General features: G+C 74.2%; 6 protein-coding genes. All 6 read left to right on the forward strand.

Annotated features, from left to right (window positions below):
- Window positions 1-65: 65 nt before the first annotated feature.
- The 6 genes from AC4H2S_RS12195 to AC4H2S_RS12220 are packed head-to-tail and all read left to right on the forward strand — an operon-like array spanning window position 66 to window position 19583.
- Window positions 66-1724 (forward strand): eCIS core domain-containing protein, encoded by a 1659-nt coding sequence (locus AC4H2S_RS12195; protein ID WP_491497247.1) that lies wholly within the window; start codon window positions 66-68, stop codon window positions 1722-1724.
- Window positions 1706-3517: an ATP-binding protein gene (locus AC4H2S_RS12200; RefSeq protein WP_491497248.1), complete on the forward strand. Its 1812-nt coding sequence runs from the start codon at window positions 1706-1708 to the stop codon at window positions 3515-3517. Before AC4H2S_RS12195 ends, AC4H2S_RS12200 begins: the two co-directional genes overlap by 19 nt.
- On the forward strand, window positions 3517-5853 hold the full coding sequence (locus AC4H2S_RS12205; protein WP_491497249.1) for a carboxypeptidase regulatory-like domain-containing protein: 2337 nt from the start codon (window positions 3517-3519) through the stop codon (window positions 5851-5853). Before AC4H2S_RS12200 ends, AC4H2S_RS12205 begins: the two co-directional genes overlap by 1 nt.
- Window positions 5853-8414 carry a carboxypeptidase regulatory-like domain-containing protein gene (locus AC4H2S_RS12210; RefSeq protein ID WP_491497250.1) on the forward strand — a complete coding sequence of 854 codons (2562 nt, stop codon included), beginning with the start codon at window positions 5853-5855 and terminating at the stop codon, window positions 8412-8414. Before AC4H2S_RS12205 ends, AC4H2S_RS12210 begins: the two co-directional genes overlap by 1 nt.
- Window positions 8407-14334, forward strand: coding sequence for a carboxypeptidase regulatory-like domain-containing protein (locus AC4H2S_RS12215; RefSeq protein ID WP_491497251.1), 5928 nt, complete (start codon window positions 8407-8409; stop codon window positions 14332-14334). The genes AC4H2S_RS12210 and AC4H2S_RS12215 overlap by 8 nt, the downstream gene beginning before the upstream one ends.
- Window positions 14331-19583, forward strand: coding sequence for a hypothetical protein (locus AC4H2S_RS12220; RefSeq protein ID WP_491497252.1), 5253 nt, complete (start codon window positions 14331-14333; stop codon window positions 19581-19583). Before AC4H2S_RS12215 ends, AC4H2S_RS12220 begins: the two co-directional genes overlap by 4 nt.
- Window positions 19584-19722: the final 139 nt, after the last annotated feature.

Consider the following 19722-nt stretch of genomic DNA (forward strand, 5'->3'; position numbering starts at 1 on the left):
ACCTCTACCCACGTTTCCGCGCCTTTGACGGGCACCCTCGACGCGCCATCCCTACAGTGACCGCCATGAGCGCCAAGGACTTCGCTCCTCATGAGCACGCGATCGGCGCACCGGTACGCCGGACCGCCACCCCGATGGTCGTGGGCGCCGCCGACGACCGTGCCGAGGTCGAGGCCGACCAGGTCGCCGACCGGGTGATCAGCCGCCTCCAGGGGGCCGAGCACGACGGCCAGGAGCGCCACGTGCACGACGGGTGCCACGGCGTGGCCCGCTCGGCTGCCCCGTCGGCGCCCGCCGGTGCCGAGGTCGGGTTCCACGGAGGCGAGCTGTCCGACGGCCTGTCCGCGCGCATCAACGGCGCGCGCACCGGCGGTCGCCCGCTCGACGACGCGGTGCGCCGTCGCCTCGAGCCCGCCTTCGGGGGATCGCTCGGCGACGTGCGCGTCCACACCGGCCGGGAGGCCGCGGAGCTCAACCGCGCCGTCTCGGCGAAGGCCTTCACCACCGGCAAGGACATCTTCTTCGGGTCCGGGCAGTACTCACCCGACACCCCCGGCGGCGAGCGGATGCTCGCCCACGAGATCGCCCACACCCGCCAGGGCGGCACGGGCGCCAAGCGGATCCACCGCGTCTGGGACTTCAAGGCCAAGCGGATCGACTGGTCCAGGACCCAGAAGGTCGGCACCGTCTCCTCGGGCCAGGGCGTGTTCTTCCTGTCCGACTCCAGCGACGACCGCATGGTCGTCAAGATGGAGAACCAGCCCATCGGGCTCGGCGAGCTCGCCTCGGTGATGAACGAGTCGCTCGCCCACGTGAAGTCGTCGCACCAGCGCCCGATCCCCGGCAACGAGTCCGACCTCGTCGAGCAGCTGGTCACCAGCAGCACGCTGGCCGACCGAGCGTCGTTCGCCAAGGCCGGCAAGTCCTTCCGGGCATTGTCGGACGTGAAGTCGAAGGTCATCGCGCGCAAGGGGCTTCCCGCCGACGACGACCTCTCCAAGATGTCCGACGCCGACCTCGGCCTCGAGGGCCACCGCGCCCAGCTGGCCGAGGACCTCTCGCAGGGCTCGAAGCTGATGGCGATGACCTACGCGGCCGGCGACACGGCCAAGGCCACGGCGACGCAGAAGGACACCCACTCGCTCTACGGCCAGGAGCGCGAGACCCGCATCAGGGCGCTGATCACCGATCAGAAGCACATGACCAGCCTCGGACGACTGACGGCGGTGGACCTGTTCACGGGCAACTGGGACCGGGTCATGGCGGGCAACCTCGGCAACTGGATGTACGAGCCCGACAGCGCCGCGATCACCGCGATCGACAACGTCGACGCCGGCGCCGCGAAGTCGTTCCAGCCCAACGCCGCCTACGATCCTGCCGAGCTGGCGACGGCCGAGCTCACCAAGACCGCGACGAGCGCGGTCAACAAGCTGATCCACATCGCGTTCATCGACGGCGACAAGACCATCAAGAAGTGGATCGCCGACCAGCCGCATGAGCACGGCGCCGCCGTGGAAGCGTTGGAGAACGGGCTCCGCGCAGGCCGCCAGCTCCTCATCAAGACGTTCACCGCGACCCGGTTCTCGGGCAGCTCGAAGTCTCGGGCGCTGAAGAAGTCGATCAAGAAGGCGGGCCGGGCGGCTGGGGCGGTCGACCAGACGGCGGGCAAGGACGACTACTACGCGAACCTCAAGCGGCGAGCCGAGTGGCTCAAGAAGAACTGACCGCCCACTGGACCCACCTCGCTCCGGCGCTGCTCAACGCGCGGCGGAGCTACGAGGCGGATCCAGCCGACCCGGTCGACGCGAGCGGGATCGAGCAGGCCGAGGCCGCCCTGGTCGCGCATCTCGAGGACGCCGAGGGACCGTTCGCGGCCATCGTCGCCTCCGCCGAGCTGGACGACGACGCGATCCGGGTCCTCGCCCTCTGCGCCGCGGTCGAGATGGACCGCCGGCTCCAGCGGATGGTCGGCGAGCTCGCCGGTGACCTCGCCCAGACCCGGCTCGACCTCGACCTCCTCGCCCGCCTGCTGGGCGTCGAGGCCGTCGACGCGCTCGCCGACGACGCGCGTCTCCAGCGCGCGGCCCTGGTCGAGATCGAGCCGCACTCGACCTTCGCGGCCGCCCGGGTGCACGTGCCGCGCCGCGTCCTCTGGGCCCTGCGCGACGACCTGTCCCTCGACCCCGAGCTGCCCCTCGACACCGAGCTGGTCGTCCTGCCCCCGACGATGGTCGGCACCACCGAGTGCGTGCTCGTGCACGGCGAGGACAAGGTCCGTCGCGACCAGGCCGCGATGGCCGCGCTGGCACCGCTGGCCTTCCTGCTCACCACGCCGCCCGCCGACGACCGCGGCTGGCGGGTGCTGGTCCGGATGGCCACGGTCGGTGGCCTGGGCGTGGTGCTCGACCTGCCCGAGGGCGACGTCGCGCCCCTCACCCGGCACTGGGTCGACCGGGCCGACCACCTGAGCATCGCCCTGTGCTCGAGGCATCCCGTGGGCGTGGCCGCTGCGCCGGAGCGCGAGCACGTCGAGATCGCCGCCCCCGCACCCCCGATCACCGGCCAGGAGTGGCACGCGGTGTTCGGCGACGAGCCGCTGCCCGCCCGCCGCCCGACGGCGAGCCAGCTGCAGCAGGCGAGCGGAGCCGCCGGTGGCACGGCCGCCGAGCGGCTGCGCCGGGTCACCACCGGCGCCCTGCTCGCCCACGCCAAGCGCGTGGTGCCACGTGCGACGTGGGACGACCTGGTCCTGCCCGCCGTCCAGGCGCGCCAGCTCCAGTCGCTCATCGACCGCTACCGCCACCGCAGCACGGTCCACGAGGAGTGGGGGCTCTCGCTCTACCCGTCGCCCGGCGTGGTCGCGCTGTTCTCCGGCCCGTCCGGCACCGGCAAGTCGACCAGCGCCGAGGTGCTCGCCCACGAGCTCGGCATCGAGATGTTCCGGGTGGATCTCTCCGCGCTGGTGAGCAAGTACATCGGCGAGACCGAGAAGAACCTCGAGCAGATCTTCTCCGCCGCCCAGGCCGGCGACTACCTGCTGCTCTTCGACGAGGCCGACTCGCTGTTCGGGTCCCGGTCCAAGGTCAACGACGCGCGCGACCGCTACGCCAACCTCGAGGTGTCCTACCTGCTGCAGCGACTCGAGACCTACGACGGCTTCGTGGTGCTCACCTCCAACTTCCAGGGCAACATCGACCAGGCGTTCCTGCGCCGCATCCACGCCACCGTGCACTTCACCCTGCCCAGCGCGGCCGAGCGCGCGCTCATCTGGGAGCGCAGCCTGGTCAAGGCGCCGTGCGAGGACCTCGACCTCGACTTCGTGGCCCAGCAGTTCGACCTCTCCGGCGGGTCGATCCGCAACTGCGCGCTGTCCGCCGCGTTCTCCGCCGCGGCCCGGGGCTCAGGCGTCGGGATGGTCGACGTGCTGCGGGCGGTGGCGGCCGAGATGAACAAGCTGGGCCGTCGCCCCAACGAGACGCAGTACGGCGCCTGGCTCGACGAGGTGCTGCACCACTGATGCGCGTCGAGACCCACCAGCGAGTGCTCCAGGCCGATCCCGGCCAGACCATCGACATCACCGTCGAGGTCGTCAACACGACCGACCTCATCGACGGGGTCACCGCCGACCTGGGCGGGCTCCCCGACGCGGTCGTGCACTCCGAGCCCGCCCTGCTGCGACTGTTCCCCGAGGCCCGCGGCCAGATGCGGCTGCGGGTGACCGTGCCGACCACGGCCAGTGCCGGGACTCACCCCCTGTCGGTGGCGATCCTGTCCACCACCGGGTCGCCGACCCAGTTCGCCGACGTGGAGCTCTCGGTCTCGGCGCGCCCGTCGGTGGAGCTGCACCGCAACCCGCCGGTGGTCCGGGCCCGTCGCAAGGCGCTCTTCGGCCTGGAGGTCGTCAACACCGGCAACACCGGGCTCGACGTCACCCTCGAGGCCGAGCGCGAGGACCGGCGCACCGCCGTGCTCTTCACGCCGCAGCAGCTCACCCTCGCCCCGGGCGAGAGCGTCCCGTGCGAGATGCTCGTGCGCGGCCCGCGGATGCTCACGGGCAGCGAGGTCGACCGGCCCGTCACCGTCGACCTGCGCGCCCGTCGTACGCACTCGATCCCGGCCATGGAGGAGGCCGAGGTCGAGCCCGAGCTGCGGGTGGGCACGGAGGTCGTGCTCCGCCAGCGCCCACTCCTTGGACGCGGACTCGTGACGGTGCTCATCCTGATGAGCATCGTGGGGTTGTGGGCGCTGGCCTTCCTGCTCGGCCTGACGCAGGTGTTCGCCGGGGACCCGCTCACCAAGACGGCCCCGGTCTCGTTCGCCACCAGCTCCCTTGCCTCCGCCGACCGCGACGGCGCCGCCGGACGGGCCGGCGCCGGCGACCCCGCGCAACCCGGGGCCGACCTGCCCGCTGGCGCCCTGCCCAAGTCGGGGCAGGTGCCCGCCGACGTGGGCGGCTCCATCTCCGGCGTCGTGAGCGCGCGCAGCAACCGCGCCCCGGTCGGCCGGATCCTGGTGGAGGCCTACCGCCAGGGCCGGAAGGGACCTGTGCTGGTCAGCTCCGCCGCCAGCCAGGGCGACGGCAGCTTCACCGTGGCGGGGCTGTTCCCGACGAGGTACACGCTGAAGTTCAGCGCCAAGGGGTTCAAGCCGGTCTGGTACCCCTCGGCACCGAGCCGCCGCGGCGCCACGGAGGTGTCCGTCGCCGCGCAGTCCGACACCCAGGGCATCACCGCGACCGTCCGCGGACTGCCGGCGACCATCTCGGGCACCATCGAGCCGGGCGACTCGCTCGACCCGCCGCCGACCGAGGTGGTGGCCCGGATGGTCGACGCGTCCGCCGACGGCACCACGGTCGTGTCCGCGACCGCCCCCGCGGCCCGCGCCACCTCCGACGGCTCGGGCGCCTACACCCTGACCGGCCTTCCGGCGCCGGGCACCTACGAGCTCAGCTTCTCCGCCCCCGGCTACCGCGTGACCAAGGTGCTGACCACCGTCACCGGCGGCGAGACCCGGCTCCAGCCCGGCGTCACCCCCGGCGCCGGCACGGGCAGCATCTCCGGCACGGTCACCGACGGCAAGAGCCCCCTCGGCAACGTCACGGTCGCCACGACCGTGGGCGGCGAGGAGGTCCTGGTCACGACTCCGACGGTCGGGGCCGTCGGCGGCTTCGACCTCGGCAACCTCCCCACGCCCGGCACGTACGTCGTGCAGTTCTCCTCACCGTCGCACGGGTCGGTGACCCGCATCGTCGACCTCGAGGCCGGCGCCTCGGAGCAGGGCATGGTGGTCGACCTGGCCGCCGGCACGGGGAGCGTCTCGGGCCGGCTGGTCGCCCTCGACGGCGCCGGCCTGGGCGGGGCCACCGTCACGGTCGGCGGCACCCAGATCGCGGAGGGGTCCACGCCGCCGTCCACCACGACGCTGTCCAACGGCGACGTGGGCGCCTTCAGCATCTCCGGCCTGCCCGCGCCCGGTGAGTACACCCTCACGTTCACCCTGCCCGGCTACGGCTCCGAGACCGTCCCGGTCTCCCTCGAGGCCTCCGGACCCGCGCCCACCCTGCGCGTCGAGCTGGGCAGTCGCCTGGGTCGGGTCCAGGGGCGGGTCCTCGGACCGAACGGCAACGCCTACGTCGGGGCGACGGTCACGATCACCAACGGCAAGGACACCTGGACGGCGACCACGACCGCACCCGGAGGCGCCCTGCGCAACGGCGGCTACCAGGTCGCCAGCCTGCCCCCGGGCACGTACGCCGTCACCGTCACCGCCGACGGCCTGCGCCAGCAGACCGCGATGGTCACCGTCTTCCCCGGGATCACCTCGATCCAGGACCTGCGGCTGGGGTCGCCCTGATGCACATCGACATCCAGCCCCGCCGCGTCGAGCTCTCCCCCGGAGTGCCGACCCCCGTCACCGTGACGATCAGCAACACCGGCGACGTCATCGGCGGCTACCGGCTCCGCTTCCTCGGGGTGGACCCCTCGTGGGTCGAGGTGGCGAGCGGCGACATCTCGCTGTTCCCCGAGGAGAGCCGGACCGTCACCGCCCTGCTGACCATCCCCGCGGGGCTGCCGGCGGGCGAGCGGCGGCTGTCGGTGCAGGTCAACGAGATCACCGCACCGTACGGGCACCTCGTCGAGGACGTCGTCTTCGACGTGCCGCCCTCGCGCGGGACCCAGCTGACCGCGGACCCGGCCGTGCAGACCGCCGGACGCACGGCCCGCTACAACCTGGTGCTCGACAACACCGGCAACACGCCCCTGCGGGGCCTGCTCCACGGGCAGGACGCCGAGAGCAAGGTCGTCTTCGACTTCGACCCGCCCACCGTCGACCTCGCTCCCGGCGAGCACGCGGTGGTCGACCTGCGCGCCTCGGCCAGGCGCAGGCTCTTCGGCAGCCCCACGATCCGCACCCTCGACCTGCACGTGCTCGACGACCCCGGCTTCGTCGTGCCTCCGCCCCCGCGGTGGGGGCGCCGACGCCGCGAGCCCGCACGGCGCGTGCCCGACGACGTCATGGCCCCGCGCAGCGTCACGTTCGTCCAGCAGGCCGTGGTCTCGCGCGGACCGATGGCGCTGCTCGGCCTGCTCGCCGCGGTCACCGTCTTCGCCGTCGTGATCACCATGGCGCTCTCGCGGATCGTCGGCCAGTCCGCCGCCGACCGCAACCTGGCCCTCGAGGTCGCCGCCGCCCAGAACGCCGCGGCCGGCAGCGGCACCGCCGGGATGTCGGGCACCGTCCGGCTGCTCACCTCCGGCCTGCCGGTGCCCGGGGTGGCGGTCAACGTCTTCGACGCCGACGACACCGACGCGGCGGTGTCGACGACCGCCACGGAGGACGACGGCACCTGGAGCGTGTCGAACCTGCCTGCGGGCGACTACAAGGTCACCTTCCAGGGCGCCGGCTTCGTGCAGCTCTGGTTCCCGCGCGCCACCTCGGCCAGCGACGGCCTCGCCGTCTCGCTCGACTCGGGTGCCCGGCGCGCCGGGGTCGACGTCGACCTGGGCGGCGTGCCCGCCTCGATCTCCGGCACGGTCGTCGGCACCGACGTGGCCGCGGCCACCCTCACCCTGCAGACCCCGATGGACGACACGTCCGGCCTCGTCGGCCTCGACGGCTCGGGGGCGACCGTGCAGTCGGTCCCGATCGGCGCCGACGGCTCCTTCACCCTCTCCGACGTGCCCTCCCCCAGCGTCTACGACCTCGTGGTCGAGAAGCAGGGCTACGCGACGGCGAGGCAACGCGTCGACGTCAGCGCGGGCGAGGAGCGGCGCGGGGTCGAGATCGGCCTCCGTCGCGGCGACGGCGTCATCTCCGGTGTCATCAACAGCGCCTCCGGGCCGCTGGCCGGTGCGACGGTCACCGTCAGCTCGGGCACCACCTCGGTGACGACGATGTCGCTCACCGAGGGCGAGGAGGGCGCGTTCACCGTGCGCGGGCTGCCCACGCCGGGCACCTTCACCGTGGTCGCCTCGCTCGACGACTACGCCACCCAGACCCAGACGATCACCCTCGCCGCCGGCCAGCGGCTCACGGGCGTGTCGATGACGCTCGACCAGTCCTCCGGCTCGCTCAAGGGCATCGTGAGGGCCAAGCCGTTCGACAACCCCGCCGGGGGCGTCCTGGTCACCGTCACCGACGGCAAGCAGACTGTGCAGACCGCCACCGGCACGCGCGACGACCCGGGCAGGTGGAGCGTCGAGGGCCTCGCCGTCCCGGGGACCTACACGGTCACCTTCTCCCGCGACGACCTCGCCTCCCAGACCCTGTCGATCTCCCTCGACGGGTCGGGGCGGATGAGCTCGCAGACCCAGGGCGCCGCAGTGACCGCCGACGGCATGTCGGTGACCATGCAACCGTCCACCGCGACCGTGGAGGGCACGGTGCGCATGCGGTCGCCGTCGGGCACCGCCGCCGTCGGCGAGGTGACCGTGCAGCTCACCTCCGCCTCCGAGACCTACACCGTGACCACGGCCTCGGTGCCCGCCGCCAACCGCGGCGCGTTCCGCATCGAGGGCATCGTGCCCGGCACCTACACGGTCAGCGTCAGCCGCGCGGGGGTCTCCCCGACCTCCACCCTGATCGAGCTCAAGGCCGGCGAGGTCCGCGACTACAGCCCCGTGCTCGCGGTCGCGCCGTCGATCTCCGGGCGCGTCGTCGACGCCTCCGGTGCCAGCGTGGGCCCGGGCTGGATCGTCGAGGTGTTCCGCTCCGACGACTACCCGGCGACCGTCTTCCGCACCACGACGACCGACGCCGACGGCGGGTTCACGTTCCCCGACGTCGACGCCCCCGAGGCGTACGTCGTGCAGGTGCGCCGCACCCGCGGCAGCGCGCCCGCCGGGTCCACCACCGTCCAGCTCGACCGGAGCCAGGCCGTCCGCGTCACCGTGAGGGTGAGAGCCAATGAGTGATCACAGCTTGTCCGACGAGGTGCCCCCGGCGATCGGGGTGCACCCGGCCTGCTCGAGCGCCGCCGGGCACCCGGTGACGATCGCGGTCAACGTGCGCAACGACGCCGACGCGACGAGGGACATCACGGTCGCCGCGCTCGGTGTCGACCCCGCGTGGCTGCCGGAGCAGGCGCGCGTCACCGCTCTGGCGCCCGGCGCCACCGAGACCGTCCGGCTGACGGTCACCCCGGCCGTGGGCACGTTCCCCGCGCAGTACCCGTTGGTCATCAGCGCCCAGGCGCTCGACCCGCGCACGGGGTCCCCCACCGCGAAGCCCGGCATGGCCGAGGTGCGGCTCACGGTCAACCCGCGCACCGCCGTCACGCTCAAGCTCGACCCGGCGGAGTCCTCGCTGGTGTTCCGCCGCCGCTTCGGCGTGCTGGTGCGCAATGCCGGAGCCGGCACGGCGCGGGTGCGGCTGAGCGTCCAGGCCTCGCACGGGATCGTCGTACGCCTGGCCTCGGCCGACGTCGACGTGCTGCCGGGGGCGACCGTCCGGGTGGGCGCCAGCGTCCGGGCGCGTCGAGCACGGTTGTTCGGGTGGGTCGGCCAGCACCAGTTCTCCGTCACCGCGGCCGGCACCGAGGCCGTCAAGCACGTCGAGGGCACCGTCGAGCAGCGACCGGTGATGCCGCCGTTCGGGGCTCGCCTGATCGCCATCGCCACGGTGCTCGCCCTGTGGGCGGGCACGGCGATGTTCTACCTGCCCCAGCTCGGCTCCTGGATCCGGGAGAACTCCCTCCAGGCCGAACGCGCCGCCGGCCCCACGCCGGACTCGGGCCCCGGGGACGAGGAGTGGCCGGCAGGATCCGGGCCCGGCTCGGGGTCGGGACCCGGCTCCGGCTCGGGGTCGGACTCGGGCTCCGGTTCCGGCTCGTCCGGCGGAGGCGCCGGCGGCTCCGGGGCGTCGGGCTCGAGGGGCACCACCGCGACCAACGTCTCGACCAGCAACCGCAGCCTGCAGCTGTCGGGCACCGTCGCGGCCGACCAGCCGGGCGGGGTGCAGGTGCGCCTGGAGCCGACGTCGCTGGTCGACGAGGAGGCCCAGGGCGGGATCGGGATCGGCGTGCCCACCGCGGAGCTGGGCGGCACCGGCATGCGCCTGATGTCGGCCGTCACGCGCACCACCGCCTCGCGCGCCGAGCCGCCGCGCCAGGCCACCAGCACCAGCGACGGGACGTGGGCGTTCGCCGCGGTGCGCTCGCCGGGCTACTACCTGCTGACCTTCTCCAAGGCGGGGTTCCAGACCCGCAAGTACGTCGTCGACTCGTCCTCGGCGCTGGCCAAGGAGCCGCTCGAGGTGGAGATGGCCCCCGGCGACGGGCGCCTGTCGGGCCGCATCGTCGGACCGTCCGGGCCGGTCGGTGGCGCCACCGTGACCATCACCGACGGGACGCACACCGTCACGACCACCAGCAACACCCGTGGCCGCGAGGGCGCGTGGTCGGTCGAGGGCCTGTCCACGCCGAGCGCGTACGTCGTGCAGGCCTCGATGCACAACCTCTCCAGCGAGGCGCGGCTGGTCGAGCTGCCCGCCGGCGGTTCGGCCACCGCCGACCTGCGGCTGGCGGCGGGCGTGGCGACCCTCACCGGGCAGGTCTCCTTCCGCAGGGAGAACGCCAAGCTGGGCGGGCTGGGCGGCGCCAGCGTGACGGTGTCCGACGGCAAGGGCGAGGTGCGCGCCGCGACCGCCCTCACCGAGGGCCGGATCGGCTTCTACACCCTCCCCGGCCTCCCCTCCCCCGGCACCTACACCGTCACGATCGCCGCCGACGGCTACCAGTCGCAGACCCGCCGGATCCAGATCAAGCGCGGCTCCCCTCGCGAGGAGCACTCGGTGCAGCTGATCTCCGCCGCCGGCACCGTCTCCGGCACCGTCAGCAACGCCGACGGGGTGGGCCTCGAGGGGGCCGGGCTGGTGCTCGCCAACGCCGAGCACACCTACAAGACGACCAGCACGTCGAGCCCGCCCGGCGGCTTCGGCTTCGCGGGCGTCACCCCGGGCTCCTACACCCTGACCACGCGGTTCTTCGGGCTGGTGACCGACCACGTCACCGTCGAGGTCAGGGCCGGCAAGGTCACGGCGATCGACCGGATGCTGGGCACCGTCGACGGCGGAGTGCTGCCCGCGCGCTCGCGGATCGTCGGCCGGGTCGTCGACGTCACCACCGGCCAGGACGTGCGCGCCTGCCGGCCCAGCCACCCCGACGCCCCGCGCTGCCTGCGCGCCACCGTCACCGACTCCGCGCCCGAGGCCGGGGAGGGCTCGACGCCCGTCACCACGACGTTCGCCGCCAGCTTCGAGCCCACCGAGCAGTACTCCCTGCCCGAGGCGGGCTCACCGGACGGCCTGCGTCCCGGGCTGCACACCGTGCGGGTCACCGCGCCCGGCTACGAGGCCGCCGAGATCAGCGTCGAGGTCGCCCGCGACTCGGTCGTCAACGCGCCCGAGGTGCGCATGCACCCGGTGCCCCGGATCCAGGGCAGCGTCACCACCCGGGTCGGCAGCCCGCGCAGTCCGAGCTGCGTGTGGGTCGTCGTCGGCACCTCCGACTCCCCCGACCTGCCCGAGTGCTCGGCCGCGATCGCCGCGGGCGAGACCGACTCCGCCGACGTCTCGGCGGGCGACAAGTGCCTGCCTGCGCGCTCGACGTACGAGGGCACCGAGCCCGGCCTGGCCCGCATGTGCGCGGCGACCGGGGCGGCCGGCGACTACCAGGTGGAGGTGCCGACCAGCGGCGCCTACACCGTCCTCGTCGTGCCCTCCGACCCCGAGTACGCCACGCCGGCACCGGTCCAGGTCAACGCCGCGCGCTCGACGACGGTGACCCAGGACGTGGTGATGGACCGCTACGGCCGCGTGCTGCTCCAGGTCAGGGTGCCCGGACCGGCCAACGCGCTGGTCCCGTCGGTGGGGACCACCGTGGTCGTCGACCCCGCGCCCGTGCTCAGCCACGGGCTGACCGACGCGGCCGGCGAGGTGGTCGTCCGCGGCCTCCGGCCCGACACCTACACGTTCTCCGCCACCGACCCGGACAACCGGCGGCAGTCGGGCACGGTCACCCGGTCGGTGGGCTTCAACCAGGACGTCGTCCAGCGCCTCAACCTCACCCAGCCGGTGCCCCACGTGATGGGCAGGGTGCTCAGCCAGGTCTTCGCCCCGGGCGAGCCGCGTCCCGACGCCGACGTGTCCGTCGTGATCCCCGTCGGCTACAACGCCGACGGCAGCTCGGTCTTCACCGACCGGATCGACCTGACCACCCAGGCGCGCGGCTGCTTCGCGATCCAGTCGTCCGCGGCCCCGCCGCAGGACACGCCCGAGTGCGGCGCCCTCCTCGCACCCGCGCTGGTCGAGCGCGCGGTGGTGTCCAACCGCGCGAGCGAGGTCGAGGTCCGGGCCCGCGACTACGAGACGCTCACCCAGACCATGGTCGAGTTCGACGGGATCCGCGACTTCTCCCTGCTCCCGGCCCGGGTGCCGTTCGCCGGCGCGCTCACCCTCGAGCAGGGCGCCGGCACCGCGACCGCACCCGCGTGGGGCACCGCGAGCGTCACGGTGCTCGACCAGCCGCCCGCGACCGGGACGATCACGGTCACGACGACCGACCGGACCGACACCGGCGCCACGCTCACCTGGAGCGACTCCGCCGGCGGCACGGCGGGGTCGCCCATCCGACCCGGCGCCTACCGGGTGCGGGCCAGCATGGCCGGCTACGCGACCACCGAGTCGACGCTGACCTGCCAGGTGGGCGGCGGCTGCGCGTTCGACCCGGCGCTGACGCTGAAGAGGCAGGGCTCGGTCGTCGTGCGGGTCGTCGACGGCGACGGCCAGCGCGTCGACGACGCACGCGTCGTCAACCTGTGGAACGACGTCCCCGCCACCACGGCCACGGGCGAGGTCACCTTCACCGGCATCGACCCCGGCGCCACGGTCGACTTCCGGGTCCAGGCCGCGGGCCACCGGTTCGTCAGGACCGGGACCCCCGGGGTGACGATGACGTGCCGCACCGCAGGCAGCGCGACCGACCGCGACACCGTCGTGGTGGAGGCCGGGGCGACGACCACCTGCACGGTGGCGGTCGACCGCCTCGGCACCATCGCCGGCACCCTGGCGGCCATCGACACCCCGCTCAACCTGTCGGCGCTGGCGGGCAGGACCGTCACCGCGGCGCGCTGCCTGGACGCCGCGTGCGCGACCACGGCCCCTGCGGAGACCCACCTCAGCGGCGTGACCGACGGCACGGGCGGGTTCACCATCACCGGCACCACCACGGTCGAGGGACTCGACACCGGCAGGTGGCGCCTCACGGTGTCCGGCCTGTCGGGCTACCTGAGCACGGGACCCACCATCGTCGAGCTCACCGACCTCGCCCCCGACGACCTGGACGTGACGATCCGGGTGCACCGGGAGCCGGTGGACGTGCGGGTCGAGGTGCGCCTGGGTCCCGACGACCCGGTCGCGGACGCGACGGTCAGCATCACCTACCTCGGGATCACGGCCGCCGGGCCCGCCAGCCAGACCACCGACGGTCTCGGCCTGGCCACCTTCAGCGGGGTCGTCCCGGTCGCGGTCCGGATCTCGGTCAGCGGGGCCGGGATCGTGACGGCGCAGCAGGACGTCACCTTCCCCGATCCCCTGCCCGCGAGCGGCCCCGTCGACTTCGTGATCGACGTCAGCAGGCAGACCGGCACCCTCGACGGCCAGGTCACCGACGCCGCCGCCGGCGCCGGGCTCGACGGCGTGGCCGTCTCCGTCCACTGCAACCCGGCGGCCACGCCCGGCTGCGACCCCGACGCCGTGGTGACCGGCACCGACGACCTGCCCCTCACCACGACGACCACCACCACCGGAGCCGGCGCCACCCCGCCGTCGACGGCCGGCTGGTACTCCTTCAGCACCGTGCCGCCCGGGTCGTACGTGGTGCGCTACACCGTGGCCGGCTACAGCCCGCAGGGCACCGCCCCGGTGACAGTGACGGTCGGCCTCGCGACCACCTCGACCGTCAACCACGCCATGGTGGCCAACAGCCGGTCCGGCGCGCTCGAGCTGACGACCAACAACCCGGACGAGGACCTGTCGGGCTCGCTCGTGGAGCTGGTGCCGGTGGCAGGCACGCCGGGCTCGACGCTGACCTACAACCTGACCGGCACCAACCCGGCCTGGACGGCGACGCTCACCGCGATCCGCTGGGGCTGCTACCGCGTCGGCGTCACGCTCCCCGACAACCACCACGGGGCGGTCGGCGCCCTGACCGGCTCGCCCGGCGACCCGGCCCTGGCCTGCCCCGCGGGCAGCCTCGTCGTGCCCAGGGCGTCGTCGGCCGAGCCGCTCGACCTCCGCATCGCGGTGACCTCGGCCCGGCTCCGGATCACGACCACGGTCACGCCGTACCCCGGGCGCACCACGCCCGCCGTGGGCTACGACGTGAGCGGGGCGCCCTACGACGGCGAGGTCCCCGCCGCCTCCGGCGGCACCGTCGAGGTGTTCCTGCCGCCCGGGACCTACGCGGTGACACCCGCCCTCACCGGGGCGACCCCGCTGTTCTGGAACGTCGAGCCCCGGCCCGGGGTCGACCTGCCCAGCGGTGGCAGCACCGCCCTCTCCTTCGACCTGCAGGAGAAGACCGTCCCGGTGACCATCACGTTCGCCGACCTGCCCCCAGGGGAGATCCCGATGATCCAGATCGAGCCCGAGCCCGGCCAGGCCTGGTATCCCCCGTCCCCGCTGCCCGACTTCGACGTGGCGAGGCAGCAGATGACGGTCCTGCTGCCCCAGGGCACCTGGCTGGTCCGCGCCGACTACTCCGCCGGGCCGGCCGGCGACGCGGTCACCGTGTCGCGCCTCGCCCCGCAGACCGTGACCCTTCGGGGAACGCCGTGAGCCGGCGGCTGCTCGCGATCCTGGTCGCGGCCCTGGTCGCGGCCCTCGTCGCGACGGCCCCGGTCGTCGTCGTGCCGCCGGCCAGCGCCGCGCCGGCGGAGGTGGACCTCGTCTTCGACCTCCCGGCGGACGCCCGGGCCGGCACCACCACCATCACCGTGCGGGCCCGGTCCGGGGACGACCCGGCTCCGGGCACGATCGGCATCGAGGTGCGCGACGCCGACGACGAGCCGGTGACCCCGACGTCGACGGGCCCGACCTCCCCGCCGGGCGACGGCACGACGTGGACCGGCGTCCTGGCGGCCGGCGCCCACACCGTGTCGGCCACCTTCGAGCCCACCGACGCCGCCACCCACTCGGCCGCGACCGGGAGCGAGTCGCTGTCCGTCGGCCTCCACCCCGTCGGCCTCGCGGTCAGCGCCACCCCGGCGACCCGGCGCCACCAGCAGGCCTTCTCCCTCACCGCGACGGCCACCAGTGGCGGCGTCACGCTCGACGCCGACGGACCCGGCACGATCGTGGTGCAGCGCCCCGTGGTGGGTGAGGAGGACACCGAGGAGGAGCCGAGCCTCGAGACGGTGCACACGTACCCCGTCACCTACACCGACGGGATGGCGACCCGCGCGAACGTCCTCCTCGACGCCGGGACCTACGTCGTGACGGCCACCTTCGAGCACGGTCTCGCCACCCACGGCCCGCCAGTCGTCGACGACCTCGCCCTGACGGTCACGCCGCGCGAGGACACGGTCGTGGCGCCGGCCGCTCCCGCCCGTCCCGTGGTCGGCGGGACCTGGGTGGCACCGACCGCGCAGACCACCTCGTCCCGCGCTGCCACCGTCGCCGCCGGCCCCGCGCCGGTCTGCTCGCTGGTCGGAGCCGACGTGAGCTACGACGCGCCCGGGACGTGCACGGTCACGTTCACCACCACCACCGCGGGCGGGTGGGTCGGGACGAGCGTGGACGTCCCGGTGCAGATCCGACGCGAGGCCGACATCATCATCAGCGTCGAGCCCGAGGCTCCCCGCCACCAGCGCGACTTCACGATCACGGCCACGGTGGTCGACGCCGTGACCCGTGCGACGCTCGCCTACTCCGGACCCGGCACCATCGCCGTCTCCGGTCAGGACCCGATCCCGGTGGCGTTCTCCGCCGGCGTCGCGACCACCGGCGCCCAGAGGCTCGTGCACGGCGCCTACACGGTGGGTGCCTCGATCCCGGCCCAGGGCGAGCACCACGGGGTGAGCGTCACCGGCGTCTCCCTCCCGATCGCCAAGGGTGTCCAGGCCGTCACTGCACCCGCGGCCCCCACCGGCGCGGTGGTCGGCGGCCGGTGGCAGGCCCCCGCCGCGACCGTGGAGCCGTCGGGGACGACGCCGGTCGTGACCGCCGGCCCTGCGGCGGTGTGCGCCACCTCGGGTGCCGACGTGGTCTACGCGGGGGCGGGCACCTGCACCGTCACGTTCACCGCGCCGGCCAGCGCCAACCTGGACGAGGCCTCCGCCACCGTCAGCTTCCCCGTCACCGAGCGGACGCTGGCGCTGAGCCTCGACGTGCCGGAGTCCACCGACTACGGACAGGCCGTCGTCCTGACCGCGCAGGTCACCGACACCACGACCGCCTCCCCGGGCACGACGCCCGATGCCTCCGTCGCCGGGACGTTCACGATCACCGTCGACGGCGTCGCGGTGGTGCCGACGATCGACGCCGACACCGGCACCGCGACCTACCGCTTCTCCGCGCCGAGTGCCGGCTCCTACACGATCGCCGCCGGCTTCGTCCCCACGCCGGCCGGGCGCTACACCACCCCGACCACCCGGACCGCGACGCTCGTCGTGCGCGTGGCCGGGCAGGCCGTCGCGGCGATCGAGCCGCCCACCCCCGGCTACCTGGCCGACGTCTGGCAGATGTCGCTGACCCGGGGCGGGTCCGGCAGTCCCGTGGTCCTCACCAGCACCACCCCGACGACCTGCACGCTGACCGGGGCGGTCGACGGCGTGGTGTCCCTCCCCGAGGCCACCACCTCGACCCAGGTGGAGTTCGTCGGCGAGGGTCCCTGCCGGATCGCCGCGACCCAGGCGGCCGTGCCCGGCAAGTACCACGCCGCGGACGACGTGATCGCCGTCGCCGTGGCCAAGGTGCCGGTGGTCATCACGCTCACGATCACCCCCGACCCCACCGTGGGCGAGCTCGTCGTCGTGCGGGCGGCCGCCCGGGCCGGCGGGCGCACGGGCAGCGCGCTCCACGGCAGGGCCGTCGCCGGCAGGGGGCCGGTGAGCATCACCCCCGGCGACACGACGGTCGACCGGGAGTGGTTCGGTGGCGGCGAGCTGGTCTCGCTGCGCCCGGCCAACGCGGGCTCCCACACCGTCTCCGCGTCGTTCACGCCCACCGACACGGCGCTCTACGCCACGCCCACCGTCGTGGTCCGCGACTTCACCGTCGCCAAGGCGTCCCAGACCATCACGGTCCACAATCCGGCTCCGTCACCGGCCTACGTGACCCAGGTGTGGGAGCCACGGGCGACCGGAGGCGGGTCGAGCGAGCCCGTCGTCATCTCGGTCCCACCCTCCTCGCCCTGCAGGGTCGTCGATGTCGGCGACCCCGGCGTCACTCCCCGGCCCCAGGGCGTCGAGCTCACCGGCACCGGCACCTGCGCCGTCTCGTTCTCGCAGGCCGGCGACGACCACCACCGCGACGCCGCGACGGTCGGACCGATCTCGGTCGAGGTCGAGAAGATCCCGGTGCTGCTGACGATCACCTCGTCGGTCGACCCGCGGGTGGGCGCCAAGGCCACGTTCTACGCCTCCGCCTCCTCCGCCCTCGACGGCAGCGCCGTGCCCGGCACCGCCACCTTCGAGGTCACCGGCCCGACCGATCGCGCCGGGGCGCCGGCCGCCACGCTGCCCCCCGTGGAGACCTGGACGGGCAGCTCCGGACGCGCCGATGTCACCGCGCTCCACAGCGGCACCCACGACGTCGCGGTGACCTTCCGGCCCGCCGTCACGCAGACCCACTTCGTCGCCAGCACCACCTGGACCCGGTCCTTCGCCGTCGGCCGGGGCCCCCAGTCCATCCGGTTCGCCACGCCCGCCGACCCCACCCGGACCGTCGGTGGGACGTGGCAGTCGGGGGCGCACACCACCGCCACCGGGCTCGCCGTGACCGGCGAGGTGCTCGTCGAGACCGACGAGCCGGTCTGCTCGGTGAGCGGCACCGACGTGACGTTCGAACGGGCCGGGACCTGCCGCGTCATCTGGTCGCAGGCCGGCGACGACGACTGGCTGCCGGCCACCGAGGTGACGACGGTGGTCGACGTGCGGCCCGACTTCACGACCCTGGAGGTCGAGCTCTCCACCGGCGCCGGCCCCTGGACGCCACTCGCCTCCCCGAGCGACCTGCTGGTCGACCGAGAGGTCGCGCCGCCCGTGGTGGAGAACGTCCTCCGCGTCCGGGCGATGGGTCGCTCGCAGACCGGCGGCGCCGGCCTGGAGGAGCTGACCGGACGGCTGACCGTCACCCTGACGGACCCCGACGGGGCGGTCGTCGCCTGGCTCGACGAGGACGCGACCGGCCACGTCGAGGTGCCGCTGCCGCTGGCGTCCGCGGGGGGCTACACCCTCGACGTCGACTTCGCCCCGGTCGAGAGCTGGTACTACTCGACCGCGACGCGAGACGTCGAGCTCACCGCCTCCCGGCGAGCGCAGGCGATCACGCCACGCGTGGACGTCGAGGGCGAGGCGCTGGTGGGCCAGGTCGTACGCCCGGGCTTCACCGCCACGTCCGGCCTGCCGGTGTCCTACGCAGTGCCGTCGGGGGCGGGGGCCGCGTGCCGCCTCACCCCTGACGCCCTCGGCGTCGAGATGCTGCTCCCCGAGCCGTGCCGGGTGACGGTGACGCAGCCGGGTGACCACGCCTGGGCGGCGGCCCCGGCGGCGCTGCACACGGTGGTCGTCTCGCGGAACCCGACCACGACCACGGTCGTCGCGCCGGCCGACCCGATGGTGGGCGAGCCGACCACCGTGCGCGCCTCGACCACCTCCCACGGCGCACCAGTCGCCGGCGACTTCCGGCTGCTGGTGGACGGCTCCCCGGTGGGCCCCGCGGTGACCGGCGCCGGACCCGAGGTCGACCTGCCGTGGACGCCGACGCTGGCCGGCGACCACACGCTCGAGGTGAGGTTCACCCCGCCGCCCGGCGACGTGAAGTACGTCGAGAGCGCCGCGTCGAGCCCTGTCGACGTGGCCAGGGCGAGCACCCGGATGACCGTGGACTTCTCCGGAGGCACCGTGAGCGCCCGGGTCGGCGCCTCGGGGGCACCCGACGTCGCCAGCGGGACCGTGCGGTTCAGCAGCGCGGGGCGCGTGCTCGCCGACGTGGCGTTGGTGGAGGGGACGGCCGGCCTCGACCACGGGCTGCCGGCCACCGAGGCGCTCGTGGTCACCGCCGAGTACTCCGGCGACGCCAACCGCATGCCCGTGACCCGCACGGCCGCCCGCGGCGTGCCCGCCATCACCGCGACGGTCACACCCGCGGCGCCGGCACCCCAGGGCTGGTACGCGGCGCCCGTCACCGTGTCGTTCGCGTGCAGCACCACCACCGCTCCGCTCACCGCCGCCTGCCCCGCGCCGGTCGTGCTCAGCGCGGACGCGGCCGCGCTGCCCGTCACCCGCGAGGTGGTGGCGACCGACGGTGGTCGCGCCTCCGTGACCACCGCGCCGATCTCGATCGACCGGACGGCGCCGACGGTGCGCATCCTCGGGCCGAAGGACGGCGGGTGGTACCGGGGCAAGGCTCCGGCGCCCACCTGCGAGGCCACGGACGCCACGTCCGGCCTGGCGTCGTGCACCCTCGAGCGGAGCCAGCCCACCCGGCTGGACCACGAGGTGGTGGCGACGGCGGTCGACCGGGCGGGCAACACCTCCACCGCACGCGTGCGCTTCCAGGTGCGCACCACCTGGATCAGCGGGGCCCGGTTCGCCCGCGGCGACTTCGTGGTGCGGGCCCGCTCCCGGATCGAGGTGGTCGCCATGACGCGCGGCCCCCAGCCCCAGCTGATGCTGCCCCGCAACGCGCGCGGTCGTCCTCGTGTCCCCGGGCCGCCCATGGTGGCCACGGAGATCGAGGACGGCGTGACGACCTGGGTGGCGCGCTACCGGCTGCCCGCGAGGTTCAGGAAGGGCCAGCGGATCCGGCTCGGGGTCAAGGACCGGAGCCAGCCGCTGCAGATCGTCCGGGCCCGGCTGCGCTGAGGCCGGTCGCCGCGGGTGGTGCAGCCGCACCAGGGACGCCCGCGCCGTAGTGCCCCAGCACCAGCCGGGATCGGTGCCCGTGCACGACGACGGTCGCCTCGCCGACGGGAAGCCTTGGTCGCACGAGGGCCCAGGAGAT

The sequence above is a fragment of the Nocardioides sp. Z13_37 genome, from assembly GCF_058355585.1.

Bases quoted from the DNA above. Each gene is read 5' to 3' on its own strand.
- AC4H2S_RS12215 (WP_491497251.1), top strand. From the start codon at position 8,407: ATGAGTGATCACAGCTTGTCCGACGAGGTGCCCCCGGCGATCGGGGTG.
- AC4H2S_RS12195 (WP_491497247.1), top strand. From the start codon at position 66: ATGAGCGCCAAGGACTTCGCTCCTCATGAGCACGCGATCGGCGCACCG.
- AC4H2S_RS12205 (WP_491497249.1), top strand. From the start codon at position 3,517: ATGCGCGTCGAGACCCACCAGCGAGTGCTCCAGGCCGATCCCGGCCAG.
- AC4H2S_RS12210 (WP_491497250.1), top strand. From the start codon at position 5,853: ATGCACATCGACATCCAGCCCCGCCGCGTCGAGCTCTCCCCCGGAGTG.